The sequence below is a fragment of the Polaromonas sp. genome, from assembly GCF_029945685.1.
Lineage (GTDB): Bacteria > Pseudomonadota > Gammaproteobacteria > Burkholderiales > Burkholderiaceae_C > Polaromonas.
The window spans coordinates 274363-292288 of record NZ_JAQSDA010000003.1; the positions used below are offsets into that span (position 1 = coordinate 274363).

Consider the following 17926-nt stretch of genomic DNA (forward strand, 5'->3'; position numbering starts at 1 on the left):
GTCAAGCTGGCGTATTCACTTAGGGGGCAGCCCTGCCCACGCAGTTCACTTCCTCAAAAAAAAGGCCGCCCGGGGGCGGCCTTGTCGCATGCGCGACCCGGTCAGGGTTGTTCCTGATCCGGGTGCGGTACCGGTCCAGGTTTCCTAGTCCTTGAACTGGTCGGCGCCGATCTTCCATGTGCCGTTTTTCTGCAGCACGGGGCGCAGGCCATTGAATGCCACGTACTCGGACACCACCTTCCAGCGGCCCTCCTGCAACTGGGAAAGCCGTGAGAAGTTGTTGCCCAGGCGCTTGGTAGGGCTGAAGCTGGCTTCCGCTGTGCCGAACATGTCGCGCGGGATCACCATGGTGTCCATGGCCTTGATGAAGCTGTCGGTGGTGAGATCGGGCCCGGCTTTCTGGGCCCCGCGCAGGAAGGCATCGATGGCGGCGTAACCGTAGACCGAAAATACCGTCGGCTCATCGTTGAACTTTGTCTTGTACTTGTTGGCCCAGAAGCGCACCGGCTGCTCCGCGGCGTCCAGGTAGGGGTGCTGGGATGTCATGGTGGCAAACAGTCCGTCCATGGCCTTGCCGCCGAGCTTGTGGATCAGGTCGGTGTAGGCCGCGCTGGAGCCGAGAAAGACGGGGTTGAAACCTGTCTTGCGGGATTCCCCGATCGTCCCAATGGTTTCGCGGATGATGGTGCCCAGCACGACCATTTCGCAACCGGAGGCCTTCATCCTGGCGACCTGGGATGAAAAATCCGTTGCGCCGCGTTTATACGAGGTTTTCTCGACAAAGGTCGCACCAATGGTCTTGAGCCCCGCTTCGGCGCCGCGCAGAACCTCCTGTCCGAAATCGTCATCCTGGTAAATGATGCAGGCACTCTTGATGTTTCTGTCCTTCATCAACTTCGGCGTCGCAATACGGATCTGGTCGTAGTAGGTCGCTGCGAAGGCGTACTTGAGCCGGTCGAGCGGTTCGTACATCTCGCGTGCGGCGGTGATGGGAAAGAAGTTGATGACGTTCTTTTCGAACTGCACCGGCATGGCCGCCAGGTTCTGCGCCGTGCCGAGGTGGCCGATCATCATGAAAATCTTGTCCTGGTTGACCAGTTTTTGCGCGGCGAGGATGGCCTTCTTGGGGTCATAGCCGGAGTCTTCGATCAGCAGCTTGATCTTGCGTCCATTGACGCCGCCCTGCTCGTTGAGTTCGTCCACACGCAGCATCATGCCCAGGCGGATCTGCTTGCCGAAGCCGGCCAGCGGGCCGGACAGGTCCTGGATGGAGCCAAGGGTGATTTCGGTTTTCGTGACGCCCTGCTGGGCGATGGCATGGCCTGCGCTGAGGATCAGAGCGGTCATTGCCGCGGTGGTCATGAATTTCATGGAAGTCTCCTTTTTTTGGGGATGGGCTATCGCTGGCACTTGTCAGGCGCGGGGCGCCTGGCTTCCTGACGCCAGCAGTCAAATCAGGATGCAGAGGGTAAAAGGTCTGTCTGTCAAAAAAATGGGCATGGGAAAGCCGTTGCCGCCAGCCTGGTCTTTCTGGCGACGGTTAAAAGGACGGAGGGAGGCCTCTGCGAGGCGGTGGGTTCGGTCTAGCGGTACATCGCTTCGATCGTGTCGGCGTATTTCTTTTCGACCAGCTTGCGCTTGAGCTTCATGGTCGGCGTCAGTTCTTCATCCTCGGCGCTGAGTTGCGTTTCAAGCAGGAAAAACTTCTTGATCTGCTCGACCCGCGCGAACTTCTTGTTGACCCGGTCCAGCTCAGCCTGGATCAGCTCCTGCACCTCGGCCGAGCGGGTCAGGCTCTGGTAGTTGCTGAAGGGAACGTCGTGATCCTGTGCATACTTTTCGACGTTTTCCTGGTCGATCATGATGATGGCGGTGAGGTAAGGGCGCTTGTCGCCAATCACCACGGCGTCGGTGATGTAGGGCGAAAACTTCAACTCGTTTTCCAATTCGCTGGGAGTCACGTTCTTGCCGCCGGCCGTGATGATGATGTCCTTCATGCGGTCGGTGATGCGGTAAAAACCTTCCTCGTCCACCAGGCCGACGTCACCGGTGTGCAGCCAGCCGTCGGCGTCGATCGTCTCGGCGGTTTTCTCCGGCAGGTTCAGGTAGCCCATGAAGACATTGGTGCCGCGCACCAGGATTTCACCCGTTGTCGGGTCCAGCCTGACTTCGTTGAAACCGGCCGCCGGGCCGATGGAGCCCGGTTTGATGCGGCTGGCAGGTACACCGGTCGAGGCGCCGCAGGTCTCGGTCATGCCCCAGACTTCCAGCATCGGCACGCCCAGCGCCATGTACCACTTGACCAGTTCCGGCGAGATGGGCGCGGCGCCGGTCACGCAAAAGCGCGCGCGGTGGATCCCTATGAGCTTGCGCGCGTTGTCCAGCGCGATCCACCGGGCGATCGTGAACTTCAGCTTGAGCCAGCTGCTGACCGGCCGACCCGCCATGACCAGCTCGGCGATTTCAGTGCCCACGCCGATGCCCCAGGCGTAAGCGGCCTGCTGCAGGCGGCTGGCTTCCTTGAGTGCGATCATCACGCCCGAGTAGAACTTTTCCCACACGCGCGGCACCGCAGTGAACACGGTGGGCGCGATCTCGCGCACGTTTTCCGGAATGGTTTCGGGGTTTTCGACAAAGTTGAGCTTGGCGCCGGTGTACATGGCGAAATATTCCCCGCCCATGCGTTCGGCAATGTGGCACAGGGGCAGGAAACACATGCGCTCGTCGTTTTCATCCTGCGCCACGAGGGTGTTGTAACCACGCGCGGTGAACACCAGGCCCCGGTGGCTGTGCATGGCGCCTTTGGGCTTGCCGGTGGTGCCCGAGGTGTAGACCAGAATGGCCAGGTCTTCGGGCCGGCTGGCCCTGACACGTTCCTCGACCGCGTGCGGATGGGCAGCGAGGTAGTCGCGCCCCAGCTCACGCAGACCTGCCAGGCTGATGACATCCGCCTCGTCAAGGTCGCGCAGGCCTTCCATGTCAAACACCACGATCTTGCGCAGGCCGGGCAGGGCGCTGCGCACCTCGAGGGCCTTGTCGAGCTGTTCGTCGTCTTCAACAAACAGGATGGTCGTGCGCGAGTCTTCGCACAGGTAATGCACCTGGGAAGCAGCGTCCGTCGGGTAAATGCCGTTGGCCACACCGCCGCAGCTGAGCACGGCGAGGTCGGCCAGCACCCACTCGATCACCGTGTTCGAGAGGATGGAGGCGCATTGCCCTGGCGTAAAACCCAGGCTGATCAGGCCGCCGGCGATTTCGCGCACGGCTTCGCCGGTCTGGTTCCAGGACCAGCTGCGCCAGATGCCAAGCTTTTTCTGCCGCATCCAGACCTGGTCCTGGCGCTGCGACACACCGTTCCAGAACAGTTCCGAAATGGTGTCGCCGTCGAGTACCACGCGGGTTTCGGGCTGAATATGTGAAAGATCCCAAAGGTTACTCATTCAAAGCTCCACGACCGCAGACTGCCGGTCCAATTAGTACCAGGCCGCCGCGGAACCGGCTTTGCCGGGTCGCTAGCGGCGTCCCCCAGTGGGGGGCGGCGGCCGCAGGCCGCTTCGGGGGGCGTCCTGTTAGCGCCATGTTTTTTTCTTCTTCCAGCGGCGTTCGCTGCGCACGCCGTCTTCCTTCATGCCCAGGTAGAACTCCTTGATGTCTTCCTTTTCCCGCAGGCGGGCACAGGTGTCTTCCATCACGATGCGCCCGTTTTCCAGCACGTAGCCGTAGTCGGAGGCGTTCAGGGCCATGTTGGCGTTCTGCTCGACCAGCAAAATGGTGGTGCCGCGTTCGCGGTTGATGCGCACCACGATCTCGAAGATTTCCTTGGTCAGTTTGGGGGACAGGCCCAGGCTGGGCTCGTCCAGCAGGATCAGGTCGGGCGAGGCCATCAGCGCGCGCGAGATCGACAACATCTGCTGCTGGCCACCCGACAGCAGGCCGGCGTCCTGCAGTGCACGTTCACGCAGGATGGGAAAGTAGCCGTACACCGCCTCGATGTCTCTGGCGGCGCCGTCGCGGTCTTTGCGGGTATAGGCGCCCATCAACAGGTTGTCGCGCACGCTGAGCAGCGGAAACACCTCGCGGCCCTCGGGCACATGGCTCAGACCCTGCTGCACGATGTAGGCCGGGTCCTGGGCCGTGATGTTGCCGCCCTTGAACTCGATGGAACCCTTGCGCGGATCGATGATGCCGGAGATGGTTTTCAGGATGGTGGTTTTACCGGCGCCGTTCGAGCCCAGCACGGTGGCGATCTCGCCGCGCCGCACCTGCAGGCTGACACCGCGTATGGCCTTGATCGGGCCGTAAGAACTCTCGACGTTGAGAAGCTTGAGCACGGGCTGGTCGCTCACAGGAGGAGGTGTGGCGCTCATGAGCGGACCTCACTATGCAAATCGACAGCCTTGTGTTGCCGGCGCAGCGAGGACACATCGTCGATGGAGCCGAGGTAGGCCTCGATCACACCAGGATCGGTCTGGACTTCACGCGGGGTACCCATGGCCAGTACCTCGCCCTGGTTCATGGCCAGCACGCGGTCGGATACCTTGGAGACCAGCGTCATGTCGTGTTCGACCATCAAGACAGTGATGCCCAGTTCGTTCTTGATGTCCTGAATCCAGAAAGCCATGTCGTCAGTTTCCTCCACGTTGAGGCCGGATGAAGGTTCGTCCAGCAGCAGCAGCCTGGGTTCGGTGCACAGCGCGCGCGCCAGCTCCACCACCTTGCGCACGCCGTAAGGCAGGCCGGCCACGTAGGAATCGCGATGATGCTGCAGGTCCAGCAGGTCGATGATCTGCTCGGCTTTTTCGCGTGCCTGGATTTCCGCCTCACGAGTTTTCCGGGTGAAGAAAATCTCGCTCCATAAACCCGTCTTGCGGTGTGTGTGCCGGCCAATCAGCAGGTTGTGCAACACCGTCGCATGCTCGAACAGCTCGATGTTCTGGAAGGTGCGGGCGATGCCCAGCGCGGCGATTTTGTGTGGGGGCTGCTCAGTCAGCCTGGCGCCCAGGTAATCAATGTCGCCCGAGGTGGGTGTGTAGATGCGGCTGATCAGGTTGAACACGGTGGTCTTGCCAGCGCCGTTGGGGCCGATCAGGGTGAAGACTTCTCCCTGCTTCACATCGAAACTGACATTGTTGACGGCAAGCACGCCGCCGAAACGGACGCTCAGGTTGCGTGCCGACAGCAGCGGCTGACCGGCGGGTTGTTGTATCTGGCTCATTTCAGACGGTCCGATTTCTGGAAGGATTTCTGGCGCTTGAACATGCCCTTGCGGTAGAAGGGGAAGGTCTGCAGATAGGTGCGGACTTTCAGCCAGCGCCCGTACAGACCCAGGGGCTCAAACAGCACAAAACCAATCAACACCAGGCCGTACACCAGCCCCTGCAGGCCAGGTGCCTGACCAATGAAAGCCGGCAGGTAGTCCTTGACCAGTGCGATGGCCTGGGGCATGGAGATCAGGAAGATGGCGCCCAGGAATGCGCCATGCACCGAGCCCAGGCCGCCGACCACAATCATCAGGAGCAGGTCGATCGACTGCAGGATGTTGAACTGGTCAGGCGAAATGAATTGCAGCTTGTGCGCGTACAGGGCGCCGGCGATGCCGGCGAGGCCGGCGGACAGCGCAAACGACAGCGTCTTGTACCGCGCCAGGTGAATGCCCATGCTTTGCGCGGAGATTTCCGAGTCGCGGATGGCCACAAAGGCGCGGCCGGTGGGCGAACGCAGCAGGTTGAGGATGCCCAGCGTGGCGCCAATGGCAATCACCAGGCAGAGGAAATAAAAGGCTTCACCGCTGCCCAGTTTCCAGCCGAACATGTCCGGTGCCTTGATGTGGATGCCGGCATTGCCGCCAGTGACCGACTCCCAGCGGGCAAACACTTCCTCGACAATGAAACCGAAGGACAGTGTGGCAATGCCCAGGTAGATGCCCTTCACGCGCAGCGCCGGCAGGCCGACGATCAGGCCCACCGCGGCCGAGAGGCCGGCCGCGCAGGCCAGCGCGATGGGAAAGGGCACGCCGGCGTTGGTCATGACCGCCTGGGTGTAGGCGCCCACGCCGAGAAACGCCGCATGGCCCAGCGAAAACAGTCCGGTAAATCCCGCCAGCAGCATCAGCCCGAGGCCGGCGATCGAATAGATCAGGATGAAGGTGAGCTGGGCCAGCCAGTACTCCGCAAAAATCCAGGGCGCCGCGACCAGCAGCAGCACCAGCGCGCTGTACCAGAAGATATGGCCGCCGTGCTTGGCAAGATTGATGTCCTGCCCGTAGTCGGTCTTGAAGATAAAGCGCATGAGTTATTTTTCTGATTGCAATGACAACGGGCGTGAGATCCCCAACTTCAAGCAGGGACCGCGGAACCGGCTTTGCCGGGCCGCAGGCGCAGCGGCCCCCCCGGGGGGCAGCGTATTACACGAAGTGAAAAGCGTGGGGGTCATACCTTCTTTCTTAGTTTTTCGCCGAACAGTCCGTTGGGCTTGACCATGAGCATGATCAGCACCACCACGTAGGCGGCGATGTCCTTGATCCCGTCGGGCGCGTAGAAGCCGGCCAGAGATTCGACGATGCCGATGATCAGGCCGCCCACAATCGCGCCGGGCAGGCTGCCGAAGCCGCCGACCACTGCCGCCGGAAATGCCTTCAAGCCGATAAAGCCCATGTTGGCGTGCACAAAGGTGATGGGGGCCAGCAGCAGGCCCGCGACGGCTGCCACGGCTGCGGCCAGCCCCCACACCAGCCCGTTGAGCCGCTTGACCGGAATGCCCATGTAGTACGCGGCGAGCTGGTTCTGCGAGGAAGCCTGCATGGCGATGCCCAGCTTGCTGTATTTGAAGAGTGCGAACAGTGCCAGGCAGAGTACCGCCGTGCTGCCGATCACGGCCATCTGCTCGACATTGAGGACCAGGGCGCCCACGTTCCAGATCATGTCCTTGTAGGGCACAGGCAGGGTGTGGGTTTCCGTGCCTATGCCGGGAATCATGGTGATCAGCCCGCGTGCCACGTAGCCGACCCCTATGGTCAGCATCACGATGGAAAACGCCGGCTGGCCCAGGATGGGCCGTATCACCAGCCGTTCAAGCAGCACGCCGAACAGGGCCATGCCGGCAATCGAGCTGAGGATGGCCAGCCAGAACGGAAAACCCAGCATGGTCATGCAGGCCAGGCCGCCAAACGCGCCCAGCATCATGAGCTCACCCTGGGCGAAGCTCACGGTTTCGGTGGCCTTGTAAATCAGGACAAAACCCAGGGCAATGAGCCCGTAGATGCAGCCTTGCGCGATGCCGCTGATGATCAATTGCAATAACTGCACTTTTACTCCACAATAAATTTTACAAAGCAGGCGCTTGGTAAAAATAAAGCAACAGGCTGCCGGCGGAACCCATTGCTTTTTTCTGACTCGAATCTGACGGGAGTGATCATGAGCTGCATTCAATGAAAAAATCAATCCGGATTGGTGCCGGGTTGGGTTTCTACGGAGACGCATGGGAACCGGTGCTCGCAAGCATCGAGCGTGGAGGGGTTCAGTACATCGCCAGCGACCACCTCGCGGAGCTCACACTGGCCATCCTGCAGAAGGATCTGCAACGTGATGTTTCCCTCGGCTACGCTAGGGACGTGGTGCCCATGCTTCTGTGTTTGTGGCCTGCGATGGCGCAGCGAAAAGTGCGCTTCATCTGCAACGCCGGCGGGCTCAATCCGGCCGGTGCCGCGGCCGCCGTCCGCGAGGCTTTTTCGGCAAAAGGGTGGACCGCACGCGTCGCCGTTGTGACAGGTGACGAGGTGTTGCAACAGGTCAGCGGGCTGGCGCCGGCGCACATGTTCAGCGGCGCCCCGTTTGAAGCCGTGCGTGAGCGCATGGTGTTTGCCAATGCCTACCTCGGTGCGCGGCCGATTGTTTCTGCGCTGCAGCAAGGTGCGGACATCGTGATCACCGGCCGGGTCGCCGATGCCGCCCTGTTTCTGGGGCCGCTGGTGCACGAGTTCAACTGGAACCTCGGCGACGCAGAAGATGCAGCGACACCGGCCGACCTGAACCGTCTGGCGCAAGGCCTTGCGGTCGGGCATCTGCTTGAATGCTCAGGCCAGGGCAGTGGCGGCAACTTCGGCAGCGCCCAGGCCTGGAAAGCCATCCCCGACCTCGCCCACATCGGTTACCCGATTGCCGAGGTCCGTGAGGACGGCGAGGCGGTGATCACCAAGGCGCCGGGCACCGGCGGGCGCATCAATTTCGACACGGTGCGCCAGCAATTGCTCTACGAAGTGCACAACCCGCATGCCTATGTCTCGCCCGATGTGGTGCTGGACATGTCCACCATCCATCTTGAGGACCTGGGTCAGGACCGCGTGCGTTTGACGGGCGCCACGGGCCATCCACGAACCGACCAGCTCAAGGTGGTCGGTGGCTACCGGGACGGCTTCAAGGCCGAGGTGACCTGGGGGTTCAGTTGGCCGGACGCTTATGACAAGGCGCTGGCGGCGGTGGAGATGGTGAAGGCCCAGCTCGCCGACAAGGGCGTGCCGCACGAGGCCCTGTTTGTCGAGTTCCCGGGCTTGAATTCGGCGCACGGCGCGCTGGCGTCCCTGCCCGGTGCTCAGGCGCTGGCCGAGCTCAACGAAGTCTGGGTGCGCATGGTGCTGCGCACACGCGACAAAAAAGCTGCCGACGGTTTTGGCCGGCTGTTCCCCTGGATGGGTTTGAGCGGGCCGGCCTACACCTGCGGCTTTCACGGCCTGCACAACACCAGCGAGCTGCTGGGCATCTGGCCGACCCTGATCGACCGCAGCCTGGTCGAGCCGAACACCCGTGTGGAGCTGCGGCAGACATGACAACGCCCACTCAAAAAATGCAGCTCGTCCGGCTGGCTCATGCACGCAGCGGCGACAAGGCCGACTGGGTGGACTTCGGCCTGTTTGCCTGGAATGAATCGGGTTACGCCGTGCTGGCGCGCGAGGTCACGGCGCAGCGGGTGCAGGCCCACTTTGCCCCCTGGCTGCCGGGCAAAGTCGAGTGCTGGTATTTACCGAATATCCTGGCAATCAAGCTGGTGCTGCACGACGCGTTGCAGGGCGGCGGTGCGCGCAACCTGCGCCTGGACAACCTGGGAAAGTCCATGGCGGCGGCGCTGCTGCGCATGGACATCAACGTGACCGCCGACGAACTCGCCGCCTGCCTGGCGGCGCCGCGTGTCGGCTGGTGGGGAGACCAAAAATGACGATACATGTCGAAAAAGACGGCGAGATCACGGTCATCACGATGGACCGGCCTGACGTGCGAAACGCGGTGGACAGCGACCATGCGCGTGCGCTGTACGACGCTTTTCTGGCTTTTGATGCCGACGACAGCGCGAAAGTCGCGGTGTTTCATGGCGCGCATGGGCATTTTTGCGCCGGCTGGGATTTGCAGTTCGGCGCAAAGATGATGCGCGAAGCCCGGGGTGGCGAATCGGGTGTGTTTGCCGATCTGGACTTTCAGCCGGAAGACGTGCACCCCTTGGGCCCGATGGGCCCGTCGCGACTGCTGCTGTCCAAGCCGGTGATTGCCGCCGTCAGCGGCGCGGCTGTGGCCGGCGGCATGGAGCTCGCCTTGTGGTGCGACATGCGGGTGATGGAGGACGACGCCTATTTCGGCGTCTATTGCCGCCGCTTCGGCGTGCCGCTGATCGACGGCGGCACGGTGCGCCTGCCTCGTCTGGTCGGCATGGGCCATGCCATGGACCTGATTCTGACCGGGCGCAAGGTCGAGGCCGCTGAAGCGCTGCAAATGGGCCTGTGCAACCGGGTCGTGCCCAGAGGAACGGTTCGCGAGGCGGCCTTGGTGCTGGCGCGGCAACTCGCGGCCTTTCCGCAGAAAACCATGCTGGCTGATCGCCAGAGTGCCTATACGCAGTGGGACCTGCCCCTGCCCCAGGCGCTCAAGCAGGAGTGGGCGCGCGGCAGCCTGTGTATCGGCGAAGGTCTGCAGGGCGCGGCCCGGTTTGCCGATGGCCAGGGCCGGCACGGCAGGTTTTGAGTATCAGATTTGCCTCCAGCCCTTGTCCCCAGGGCGTGAATAGCTATAAAAAGTGTAGCAATTCTAGGGCCGCGGCAGCGACGACGGCGGCACCGGACGCGGCTGGCCCTGGTCGTCGATCGCCACATAGGTCACGCTGGCCTCGGTCACCTTGATGTAGCTGCCCTGCGAGCCAAAACGCTCGGCATACACCTCGACCTTGACCGTCATCGAGGTGCGGCCTATGCGCGTGAGCTCCGAATAAAAGGACAGGATGTCGCCAACACGCACCGGCTGCTTGAAGATGAACTCGTTGACCGCGACGGTGGCCATACGGCCGCCGGCGTACCGCGCCGGGATCACCGAGCCGGCCAGGTCGACCTGGGCCATGACCCAGCCGCCAAAGATGTCGCCGTTGGCGTTGCAGTCCGCCGGCATCGGGATCACCTTGAGCACCAGTTCCTTGTCCAGGGGCAACTTGACGCTCAAGGGGGCATTGGGAAGGCTGGATTCGATGGACATAGGCACAATCGGTAGTGGAAAAGTCAAACAACAGGACAATTGTCTCCGATGCGCTCCTATGCCCCCGCCACCGAAACGCCGCCCGCCCCGGGCGCAGCTCCCAAACCTGAACTGAACCGCTCTGACTGGGCGACCCTGCGGCGCCTGTTTCCCTACCTCTGGGACTACAAGTGGCGCGTGATGGCTGCGCTGGCCTTCATGGTGGGCGCCAAACTCGCCAACGTCGGCGTGCCGCTGTTGCTGAAAAACCTGGTCGACGCCATGAGTTTCAAGCCCGGCGCGGTGGAGGCCGTGCTGATCGTGCCGGTCGCGCTGCTGGTGGGTTACGGGCTGCTCAGGCTGTCGACCTCGCTGTTCACCGAGCTGCGCGAGCTGGTGTTTGCCAAGGCCACCGAGGGCGCAGCGCGCCGGATTTCGCTGGAAGTGTTTCGCCACCTGCATGCGCTGAGCCTGCGTTTTCACCTCGAGCGCCAGACCGGCGGCATGACGCGCGACATCGAGCGCGGCACGCGTGGCGTGCATTCGCTGATTTCCTATTCGCTCTACAGCATCATCCCGACACTGATCGAAGTCACGCTGGTGCTGACGCTGCTGGCGGTCAAGTTCGACGTCTGGTTTGCCGGCATCACCATCATTGCGCTGGTGTTCTACATCACCTTCACCGTGACCGTGACCGAATGGCGTACCAAGTTCCGCAAGGAAATGAACGAGCTGGACTCCTCGGCGCACAGCCGCGCGATCGACTCGCTGCTCAATTACGAAACCGTCAAGTACTTCAACAACGAGGAGTTCGAGGCGCAGCGTTACGACGAAAACCTCAAGCGTTACCGCCGCGCCGCCGTCAAGAGCCAGACCACGCTGAGCCTGCTCAACACCGGCCAGCAGCTGATCATCGCCACCGGCCTGGTGGCCATGCTGTGGCGCGCCACCCAGGGCGTGGTTGATGGCCGCATGACGCTGGGCGACCTGGTCATGGTCAATGCCTTCATGATCCAGCTCTACATTCCGCTGGGCTTTCTGGGCGTGCTGTACCGCGAGATCAAGCAAAGCCTGACCGACCTGTCCAAGATGTTTACCCTGATGGAGCGCGAGCGCGAGATCGCCGACCAGCCCGGCGCGCCGGCGCTCGCCCTGCAGGCCTCGCCGGAAGTGCGTTTTGAAAATGTCAGTTTTGCCTACGAGGCGTCCCGGCCCATCCTGCACAACATCAGCTTCGTGATACCGCCGGGCAAGACGGTGGCCGTGGTCGGATCGTCAGGTGCCGGCAAGTCCACCCTGGCGCGCCTGCTGTTCCGTTTCTACGACGTGGGCATTCCAGGCGGGCCGTCGGTGGGTGGGGGCCGCATCACCATCGCCGGCCAGGACATCAAGCAGCTGACCCAGGCCAGTGTGCGCCAGGCCATCGGCATCGTGCCGCAGGACACCGTGCTGTTCAACGACACGGTCGAATACAACATCGCCTACGGCAAACCCGGCGCCAGCCGCGCCGAGGTGGAAGAGGCCGCGCGCGCGGCGCGTATCCATGACTTCATCAGCTCCACGCCCGCTGGCTACGCCACCATGGTCGGCGAGCGCGGCCTGAAACTCTCGGGCGGCGAGAAGCAGCGTGTGGCGATTGCCCGCACCCTGCTGAAAAACCCGCCCATCATGATTTTTGACGAAGCCACCTCGGCGCTGGACTCGGCCAACGAACGCGCCATCCAGGCCGAGCTGCGCAGCATTGCCGAGAACAAAACCACGCTGGTGGTGGCGCACCGCCTGTCCACCGTGGTCGACGCGCACGAGATCCTGGTGATGGAAGCCGGCCAGATCATCGAGCGCGGCACCCATGCCGCCCTGCTGGCTCTGGGCGGCCGCTACGCCTCCATGTGGGCGCTGCAGCAGAGTTCCGAGTGAACCTTGAAATGTTTTCGGTCTGCAGCCCAATGAAGGCGGGCGCGAGAAGCTATGATTTAGATAGCTAGAGCAGCAGCCTGGCCAACACCATGGCGTGACGGGCCGCCCCCCGGTCGGCTGGCCGGCTTCAAAATGGCTTCCCCGTGGGATTCCCCGTAGACCCTGGCCTGTCCCCAACTCGCATAATCGAAATCATGGAAACCAAATGGCTGGAAGATTTCGTCAGTCTCGCTGAAACGCGCAGCTTCAGCCGCTCGGCCACGCTGCGCCACGTGACGCAACCGGCGTTTTCGCGCCGCATCCAGGCGCTGGAAGCCTGGGCCGGCACCGACCTGGTGGACCGCAGCTCCTACCCCACGCGCCTGACGCCCGCCGGCGAGACGCTGTACAGCCAGTCGCTGGAGATGCTGCAGGGCCTGCAGTCGACACGTGCCATGCTGCGCGGCCACAACTCGGCCGCGCATGACGTCATTGAATTCGCCGTGCCCCATTCGCTGGCCTTCACCTTCTTTCCGGCCTGGGTCAGCAGCCTGCGCGAAAAGTTCGGTCCCATCAAAAGCCGGCTGATTGCGCTCAATGTGCACGACGCCGTGCTGCGTCTGGTGGAAGGCAGCTGCGATTTGCTGATTGCCTACTACCATGACTCGCAACCCTTCCAGCTGGACGCCGACCGTTACGAGATGATCAGCCTGGGGCAGGAGGTGCTGGCGCCTTTCGTGAAAGCCGAGGCCGACGGCTCACCGCTGTTTCGCTTGCCGGGCCGCGCCGGCCAGCCCCTGCCTTACCTGGGTTATGCCCCGGGGGCTTACCTGGGGCGCATGGTGGACCTGATCCTCAAGCAGTCGAGCACCGCCATCCACCTCGACCGGGTCTACGAGACCGACATGGCCGAGGGCCTGAAAGCCATGGCGCTGGAAGGCCACGGCATCGCGTTTTTGCCCTTCAGCGCCGTCAAGAAGGAGTTGCGGGCCAAAAAGCTGGTCAGTGCCGGCGAGGGACTGGAAATGACCATGGACGTGCGCGTCTACCGTGAGCGGCCGACCGGCAAGGCCGCTGCCAAAAACCCCGCGCAGGCGCTGTGGCAATTCCTGGAAAGCCAGGCCCAGCCGAAGACGGCAGGCAAACCACGCCTTGGGGGCAACCCTTAGTGGTTATAAATATTCTGCATAATGCTTCCCCCAAACAGCATTGGCGTTTCACAGGCGGTAAATTTACAGTCCGTCACGTTCTGCCAAGGCGGTTGGCGTGATCTCCCGCAAGACCTGCGAAGGCCGGTCCGCGGGGTGGCACAAAGACTGCTAGCCAGCTCTTCCATGTTCTATTGAACGAACCTGTGCACTATCCTGGGGACTGCCCTTTTGTTTGATCCGCTGACGGCGTTCAATCTTCTGGAGGCTTTCCCGGTGTGGCCGGCAACGTGTGCGTTGAGAGCTTTTTGTAACCCTCCCGTCCTCCCGATGCTGTTTTCGGGGCTGGGGTAAACCTTGGGGTTAGCCCCGGTACCCACTCCTTAGAATGGCATTTACCCATCTTTTCATTTAACCCGAAGGAAACTCTCCATGAAACTCAAACTAGCCGCTTTAACCATCGCATTGCTTGCATCCAGCGGCGCATTTGCCCAGGCCAGCGACACCGTCGCCAAAGTCAAGGCCTCCGGCGTGGTGACCATGGGTGTTCGCGACTCTTCGGGCGCCCTGTCCTACACCCTGGGTGACGGCAAGTACGCCGGTTACCACGTTGAAATCTGCCAGCGCGTGCTCGCCAACCTCGAAAAGGCCGTCGGCCGCAAGCTGGAGATCAAATACCTGCCAGTCACATCGCAGAACCGCATTCCGCTGGTGCAAAACGGCACGGTAGACATCGAGTGCGGCTCAACCACCAACAATGCCACGCGCCAGAAAGACGTGTCTTTCCTGCCCACTACCTTTGTTGAGGAAGTCCGCATCGCCGTGAAGGCCAACTCCGGCATTACCTCGATCGCCCAGCTCAATGGAAAAAACGTGGCCACCACCACCGGCACCACCTCTGTGCAGACCCTGCGCAAGAACGAGCGCGCCAGCGGAGTCGACTTCAAGGAAGTGTTCGGCAAGGACCATTCCGACAGCTTCCTGCTGCTCGAATCCGGCCGTGCCGATGCCTTCGTGATGGACGGTTCCATCCTGGCCGGCAACATCGCCACTGCCAAGAACCCGGCTGATTTCAAGATCGTCGGCGAGGTCCTGAGCGTCGAGCCGATTGCCATCATGGTTCGCAAGGACGATGCCGCCCTGAAGAAAATCGGCGAAGACACCATCAAGGACCTGATCAAGACCGGCGAAATCAACAAGCTCTGGGACAAATGGTTCATGCAGCCTATTCCCCCGAAAAACAGCCGCGTCGGCCTGGCTGTCAGCGAGAGCACCAAGGCGGCCTGGGCCAACCCCAACGACAAGCCGATGGAAGACTACGCCAAGAAGTAATCCTGGCTTGAGCTGAACCTCAAACCCCGTCTGTGATCTTGCTGGCGGGGTTTGTTGTTTGGTGGCAGCCCTGGCGAACGCGATGCAGCGCCGGCTGCAGGTGGGTTGATTGAAAAATTCCTGGCGGGAGAGAACATGAACTGGGATTGGCAGGTTTTTCTGAATGACGACGGCAGCGGCCGGACGTATTTGCAATGGATGTTCGACGCCTGGGGCTGGACCCTGGCGGTGGCGGGCAGTTCCTGGGTGGTGGCCATGCTGGCCGGCGCCCTGATGGGCACACTGCGTACCTTGCCGAACAGCCCGTGGCTGGTGCGGCTGGCCAATGTCTGGGTCGAACTGTTTCGCAACGTGCCTTTGCTGGTGCAGATCTTCATCTGGTACTTCGTTGTTCCCAAGATGTTCCCATTCATGCAGCAGGTACCCAGCTTTCTGCTGGTCGTGTTTGCATTGGGCTTTTTCACCTCGGCACGGATTGCCGAGCAGGTGCGCGCCGGGGTCCAGGCACTGCCGCGTGGCCAGCGTTATGCCGGCATGGCCATGGGCTTCACGACAGCCCAGACCTACCGTTATGTGATCCTGCCCATGGCGTTTCGCATCATCATTCCGCCGCTGACGAGCGAGTCGATGAACCTGCTCAAGAACTCCTCCGTCGCCTTTGCGGTGTCGATCGCGGAACTGACCATGTTTGCGATGCAGGCCCAGGAGGAAACCTCGCGCGGCGTGGAGGTCTACCTGGCCGTCACCGTGCTGTACGCCGTGTCGGCGTTTGCCGTCAATCGCGTCATGGCTTTTGTCGAGAAAAAAGTCCAGATTCCGGGCTACATCGTGGCCGGCAGCACCGGTGGGGGGCACTGACATGCTGGGTCTCGACATGAGCTTCCTGAACTGGGACATCATTTCCAAGTTCGTCATCAAGGGTTTCATTTTCAGCGTGGAGCTGACAGTGATTGCCACCATAGGCGGCATCCTGCTGGGCACTTTGCTGGCACTGATGCGGCTGTCCGGCATCAAGCTGCTGACGTATCCCGCGACGTTTTATGTCAACGGCATGCGTTCGGTGCCGCTGGTCATGGTGATCCTGTGGTTTTACCTGCTGATGCCCGCTGCCTTTTTCGACATGATTCCCGGCGGCGCCAACAACCGCTCGGAAATTTCGGCCATCATCACCTTCATTGCGTTTGAGGCCGCCTATTTCAGCGAGATCATGCGCGCCGGCATCCAGTCGATTTCGCGCGGCCAGGTCAATGCAGGGCGCGCACTGGGCATGACCTACGCGCAGAACATGCGCCTGATCGTGCTGCCGCAGGCCTTCCGCAACATGGTGCCGATTCTGCTGACGCAGACCATCATCCTGTTCCAGGACACCTCGCTGGTGTACGCCATTGGCGCCTACGACCTGCTCAAGGGTCTGACGACGGCGGGCAAGATCTACGGTCGCCCTGAAGAGGCCTACCTGCTGGCCGCCGTGGTTTATTTTGTGATCTGTTTTGGCCTGTCGTACGTCGTCAAGAAGCTGCAAAACAAGATCGCCATCATTCGCTAACAACCCATCGCACCCGCTCCCGGAGAAACAAGATGATCGAACTCAAAGAAGTTTCCAAATGGTATGGCGCCGTGCAGGTGCTCAACAACTGCAGCACCAGCATCAAAAAAGGCGAGGTGGTGGTGGTCTGCGGCCCGTCCGGCTCGGGCAAATCGACGCTGATCAAGACCATCAACGCACTCGAGCCCTTCCAGAAGGGCGAGATCTACGTCGACGGCCAGGCCGTGCACGACCCCAAGACCGACCTGCCCAAGCTGCGTTCGCGCGTCGGCATGGTGTTCCAGAATTTCGAGCTGTTTCCGCACCTGAGCGTGACCGAAAACCTGACGCTCGCCCAGGTCAAGGTGCTGGGCCGCAATCAGGCCGACGCCAAAACGCATGGCCTCAAATACCTGGACCGTGTGGGCCTGATGGCGCACAAGGACAAGTTTCCCGGCCAGCTTTCGGGCGGCCAGCAGCAGCGTGTGGCGATTGCCCGCGCGTTGAGCATGGACCCGATTGCCATGCTGTTCGACGAACCCACTTCGGCGCTCGATCCCGAAATGGTCGGCGAGGTGCTCGACTGCATGATGGGCCTGGCCACCGACGGCATGACCATGATGGTGGTCACGCACGAGATGGGTTTTGCCCGCAAGGTCGGTAGCCGCGTGATTTTCATGGACGTGGGCGGCAAGATCCTGGAGGACTGCTCGAAAGACGAATTTTTCAGCCACCCCGAGAACCGCCAGGAGCGGACGCGGGACTTCCTCAACAAAATCCTGCAGCATTAAAAGGTCATGCCTTGACCCGGGGCTGGCCCCCGGTGTACGGTATGGACATGCCTGCCTCTTTGAACCGCCCCCCGCGCTTCGCGCCCCTGTTGCCCGGCCCTGTGGCCGCGGCGGCCGGTGCGCGGGCGGGTCTGGACGTGCAGTGGCCGCATCAGCCGGTCGCACATTCCTGAGCCCGGCGATCCAACTCCCTCCCATTTTTAGCGCATTTCTGGATCACCGGGCCCCCCGCCTTTAGCGCGGCGTGCCCGGCGGCCTTGTGCCGGGCGTTTGATTCAGGAGTTTCCATGTTTTTTTCCAGCCAGCCGGCACGACTGCTGACCGAGCTCGACCACATCCGTATCAGCAAGCTGCTCCAGCGACCGGGCGCGTCCCCGCAAACGCAGGCGGAGGTGGAGGATTTGATCCACAGCGCCGAACTGATTTCCTCGTACCGGGTGCCCGCCAACGTCGTCACCATGTATTCACAGGTCCTGATGGCGGATGGACAGACCGGTGAACAGCGCAAGCTGACCCTGTGTTACCCGCACGACGCGGATCCGGCGGCCGGATTTGTCTCGGTGCTGTCGCCGGTGGGCGCAGGCCTGCTGGGCCTGAAAAAAGGACGCACGGCCCGCTGGCCCACGCCGGACGGCGGCACGGCCACGGGGAAAATCCTGGACATCCTGTTCCAGCCGGAAGAAAGCGGCGACTACCTGCTGTAGCCGTGTCAGGGCCGTGCCGGGGCGGCGGGTGTGGCAGGGCCATGGC

At 62.0% G+C, this 17926-nt stretch carries 17 protein-coding genes; 10 read left to right on the forward strand and 7 right to left on the reverse strand.

All coding sequences use genetic code 11. The annotated features are described in order from the left end of the window. Positions 1 to 144 precede the first annotated feature (144 nt). The 6 genes from PSV26_RS01615 to PSV26_RS01640 form a co-directional block, all read right to left on the reverse strand. Positions 145 to 1371, reverse strand: a complete 1227-nt coding sequence (locus PSV26_RS01615) for an ABC transporter substrate-binding protein (RefSeq protein ID WP_300517875.1) — start codon at positions 1369 to 1371, stop codon at positions 145 to 147. Between the two features lie 212 nt (positions 1372 to 1583). Continuing rightward, entirely contained in the window at positions 1584 to 3440 is a 1857-nt protein-coding gene (locus tag PSV26_RS01620; protein ID WP_300566861.1) for an AMP-binding protein, read from the reverse strand. A 129-nt stretch (positions 3441 to 3569) separates the two neighbouring features. Continuing rightward, positions 3570 to 4367, reverse strand: a complete 798-nt coding sequence (locus PSV26_RS01625; RefSeq protein ID WP_300566864.1) for an ABC transporter ATP-binding protein — start codon at positions 4365 to 4367, stop codon at positions 3570 to 3572. Then, on the reverse strand, positions 4364 to 5215 hold the full coding sequence (locus PSV26_RS01630; RefSeq protein WP_300517905.1) for an ABC transporter ATP-binding protein: 852 nt from the start codon (positions 5213 to 5215) through the stop codon (positions 4364 to 4366). The genes PSV26_RS01625 and PSV26_RS01630 overlap by 4 nt, the downstream gene beginning before the upstream one ends. Next, positions 5212 to 6288 carry a branched-chain amino acid ABC transporter permease gene (locus PSV26_RS01635; RefSeq protein ID WP_300517908.1) on the reverse strand — a complete coding sequence of 359 codons (1077 nt, stop codon included), beginning with the start codon at positions 6286 to 6288 and terminating at the stop codon, positions 5212 to 5214. The genes PSV26_RS01630 and PSV26_RS01635 overlap by 4 nt, the downstream gene beginning before the upstream one ends. 140 nt (positions 6289 to 6428) lie before the next feature. After that, on the reverse strand, positions 6429 to 7304 hold the full coding sequence (locus PSV26_RS01640; protein WP_300517911.1) for a branched-chain amino acid ABC transporter permease: 876 nt from the start codon (positions 7302 to 7304) through the stop codon (positions 6429 to 6431). A gap of 122 nt (positions 7305 to 7426) precedes the next feature. On the opposite strand from PSV26_RS01640, the gene PSV26_RS01645 reads away from it, so the two are divergent. Genes PSV26_RS01645 through PSV26_RS01655 form a run of 3 tightly spaced genes read left to right on the forward strand, consistent with a single transcriptional unit; the run spans position 7427 to position 10004 of the window. Further along, a complete protein-coding gene (locus PSV26_RS01645) occupies positions 7427 to 8821 on the forward strand; it encodes an acyclic terpene utilization AtuA family protein (RefSeq protein ID WP_300566867.1) in 1395 nt (464 codons plus the stop codon). After that, entirely contained in the window at positions 8818 to 9207 is a 390-nt protein-coding gene (locus PSV26_RS01650; protein WP_300517916.1) for a hypothetical protein, read from the forward strand. The genes PSV26_RS01645 and PSV26_RS01650 overlap by 4 nt, the downstream gene beginning before the upstream one ends. Next, complete coding sequence (locus PSV26_RS01655) at positions 9204 to 10004, forward strand: crotonase/enoyl-CoA hydratase family protein (RefSeq protein ID WP_300566870.1); 801 nt, start codon at positions 9204 to 9206, stop codon at positions 10002 to 10004. Before PSV26_RS01650 ends, PSV26_RS01655 begins: the two co-directional genes overlap by 4 nt. Before the next feature lie 63 nt (positions 10005 to 10067). Here the strand turns inward: PSV26_RS01655 and PSV26_RS01660 are convergent, their stop codons facing one another. Continuing rightward, positions 10068 to 10505, reverse strand: coding sequence for an acyl-CoA thioesterase (locus PSV26_RS01660; protein ID WP_300517921.1), 438 nt, complete (start codon positions 10503 to 10505; stop codon positions 10068 to 10070). Between the two features lie 48 nt (positions 10506 to 10553). Here PSV26_RS01660 and PSV26_RS01665 point away from each other — a divergent pair, with 48 nt between their 5' ends. The 7 genes from PSV26_RS01665 (at position 10554) to PSV26_RS01695 (ending at position 17880) form a co-directional block, all read left to right on the forward strand. Beyond that, positions 10554 to 12401: an ABC transporter ATP-binding protein/permease gene (locus tag PSV26_RS01665; protein ID WP_300566874.1), complete on the forward strand. Its 1848-nt coding sequence runs from the start codon at positions 10554 to 10556 to the stop codon at positions 12399 to 12401. A gap of 194 nt (positions 12402 to 12595) precedes the next feature. Further along, entirely contained in the window at positions 12596 to 13549 is a 954-nt protein-coding gene (locus PSV26_RS01670; RefSeq protein WP_300517927.1) for a LysR family transcriptional regulator, read from the forward strand. Positions 13550 to 13960: 411 nt separating this feature from the next. Next, positions 13961 to 14860: an amino acid ABC transporter substrate-binding protein gene (locus PSV26_RS01675; protein ID WP_300566877.1), complete on the forward strand. Its 900-nt coding sequence runs from the start codon at positions 13961 to 13963 to the stop codon at positions 14858 to 14860. A gap of 135 nt (positions 14861 to 14995) precedes the next feature. Further along, positions 14996 to 15718, forward strand: a complete 723-nt coding sequence (locus PSV26_RS01680) for an amino acid ABC transporter permease (RefSeq protein WP_300566880.1) — start codon at positions 14996 to 14998, stop codon at positions 15716 to 15718. Position 15719: 1 nt separating this feature from the next. Beyond that, positions 15720 to 16406 carry an amino acid ABC transporter permease gene (locus PSV26_RS01685; protein ID WP_300566883.1) on the forward strand — a complete coding sequence of 229 codons (687 nt, stop codon included), beginning with the start codon at positions 15720 to 15722 and terminating at the stop codon, positions 16404 to 16406. A gap of 32 nt (positions 16407 to 16438) precedes the next feature. Then, complete coding sequence (locus PSV26_RS01690; protein WP_300566886.1) at positions 16439 to 17176, forward strand: amino acid ABC transporter ATP-binding protein; 738 nt, start codon at positions 16439 to 16441, stop codon at positions 17174 to 17176. Between the two features lie 287 nt (positions 17177 to 17463). Further along, positions 17464 to 17880 (forward strand): GreA/GreB family elongation factor, encoded by a 417-nt coding sequence (locus tag PSV26_RS01695; protein WP_300566889.1) that lies wholly within the window; start codon positions 17464 to 17466, stop codon positions 17878 to 17880. The last annotated feature ends 46 nt before the right edge of the window (positions 17881 to 17926 follow it).

Excerpts from the sequence above, each read along its gene's own strand:
- PSV26_RS01695 (WP_300566889.1), top strand. The coding sequence starts at position 17,464 with ATGTTTTTTTCCAGCCAGCCGGCACGACTGCTGACCGAGCTCGACCAC.
- PSV26_RS01615 (WP_300517875.1), bottom strand. The coding sequence starts at position 1,371 with ATGAAATTCATGACCACCGCGGCAATGACCGCTCTGATCCTCAGCGCA.
- PSV26_RS01690 (WP_300566886.1), top strand. The coding sequence starts at position 16,439 with ATGATCGAACTCAAAGAAGTTTCCAAATGGTATGGCGCCGTGCAGGTG.
- PSV26_RS01635 (WP_300517908.1), bottom strand. The coding sequence starts at position 6,288 with ATGCGCTTTATCTTCAAGACCGACTACGGGCAGGACATCAATCTTGCC.
- PSV26_RS01650 (WP_300517916.1), top strand. The coding sequence starts at position 8,818 with ATGACAACGCCCACTCAAAAAATGCAGCTCGTCCGGCTGGCTCATGCA.
- PSV26_RS01645 (WP_300566867.1), top strand. The coding sequence starts at position 7,427 with ATGAAAAAATCAATCCGGATTGGTGCCGGGTTGGGTTTCTACGGAGAC.
- PSV26_RS01665 (WP_300566874.1), top strand. The coding sequence starts at position 10,554 with ATGCGCTCCTATGCCCCCGCCACCGAAACGCCGCCCGCCCCGGGCGCA.
- PSV26_RS01675 (WP_300566877.1), top strand. The coding sequence starts at position 13,961 with ATGAAACTCAAACTAGCCGCTTTAACCATCGCATTGCTTGCATCCAGC.
- PSV26_RS01620 (WP_300566861.1), bottom strand. The coding sequence starts at position 3,440 with ATGAGTAACCTTTGGGATCTTTCACATATTCAGCCCGAAACCCGCGTG.
- PSV26_RS01680 (WP_300566880.1), top strand. The coding sequence starts at position 14,996 with ATGAACTGGGATTGGCAGGTTTTTCTGAATGACGACGGCAGCGGCCGG.
- PSV26_RS01630 (WP_300517905.1), bottom strand. The coding sequence starts at position 5,215 with ATGAGCCAGATACAACAACCCGCCGGTCAGCCGCTGCTGTCGGCACGC.
- PSV26_RS01625 (WP_300566864.1), bottom strand. The coding sequence starts at position 4,367 with ATGAGCGCCACACCTCCTCCTGTGAGCGACCAGCCCGTGCTCAAGCTT.
- PSV26_RS01685 (WP_300566883.1), top strand. The coding sequence starts at position 15,720 with ATGCTGGGTCTCGACATGAGCTTCCTGAACTGGGACATCATTTCCAAG.
- PSV26_RS01670 (WP_300517927.1), top strand. The coding sequence starts at position 12,596 with ATGGAAACCAAATGGCTGGAAGATTTCGTCAGTCTCGCTGAAACGCGC.
- PSV26_RS01660 (WP_300517921.1), bottom strand. The coding sequence starts at position 10,505 with ATGTCCATCGAATCCAGCCTTCCCAATGCCCCCTTGAGCGTCAAGTTG.
- PSV26_RS01655 (WP_300566870.1), top strand. The coding sequence starts at position 9,204 with ATGACGATACATGTCGAAAAAGACGGCGAGATCACGGTCATCACGATG.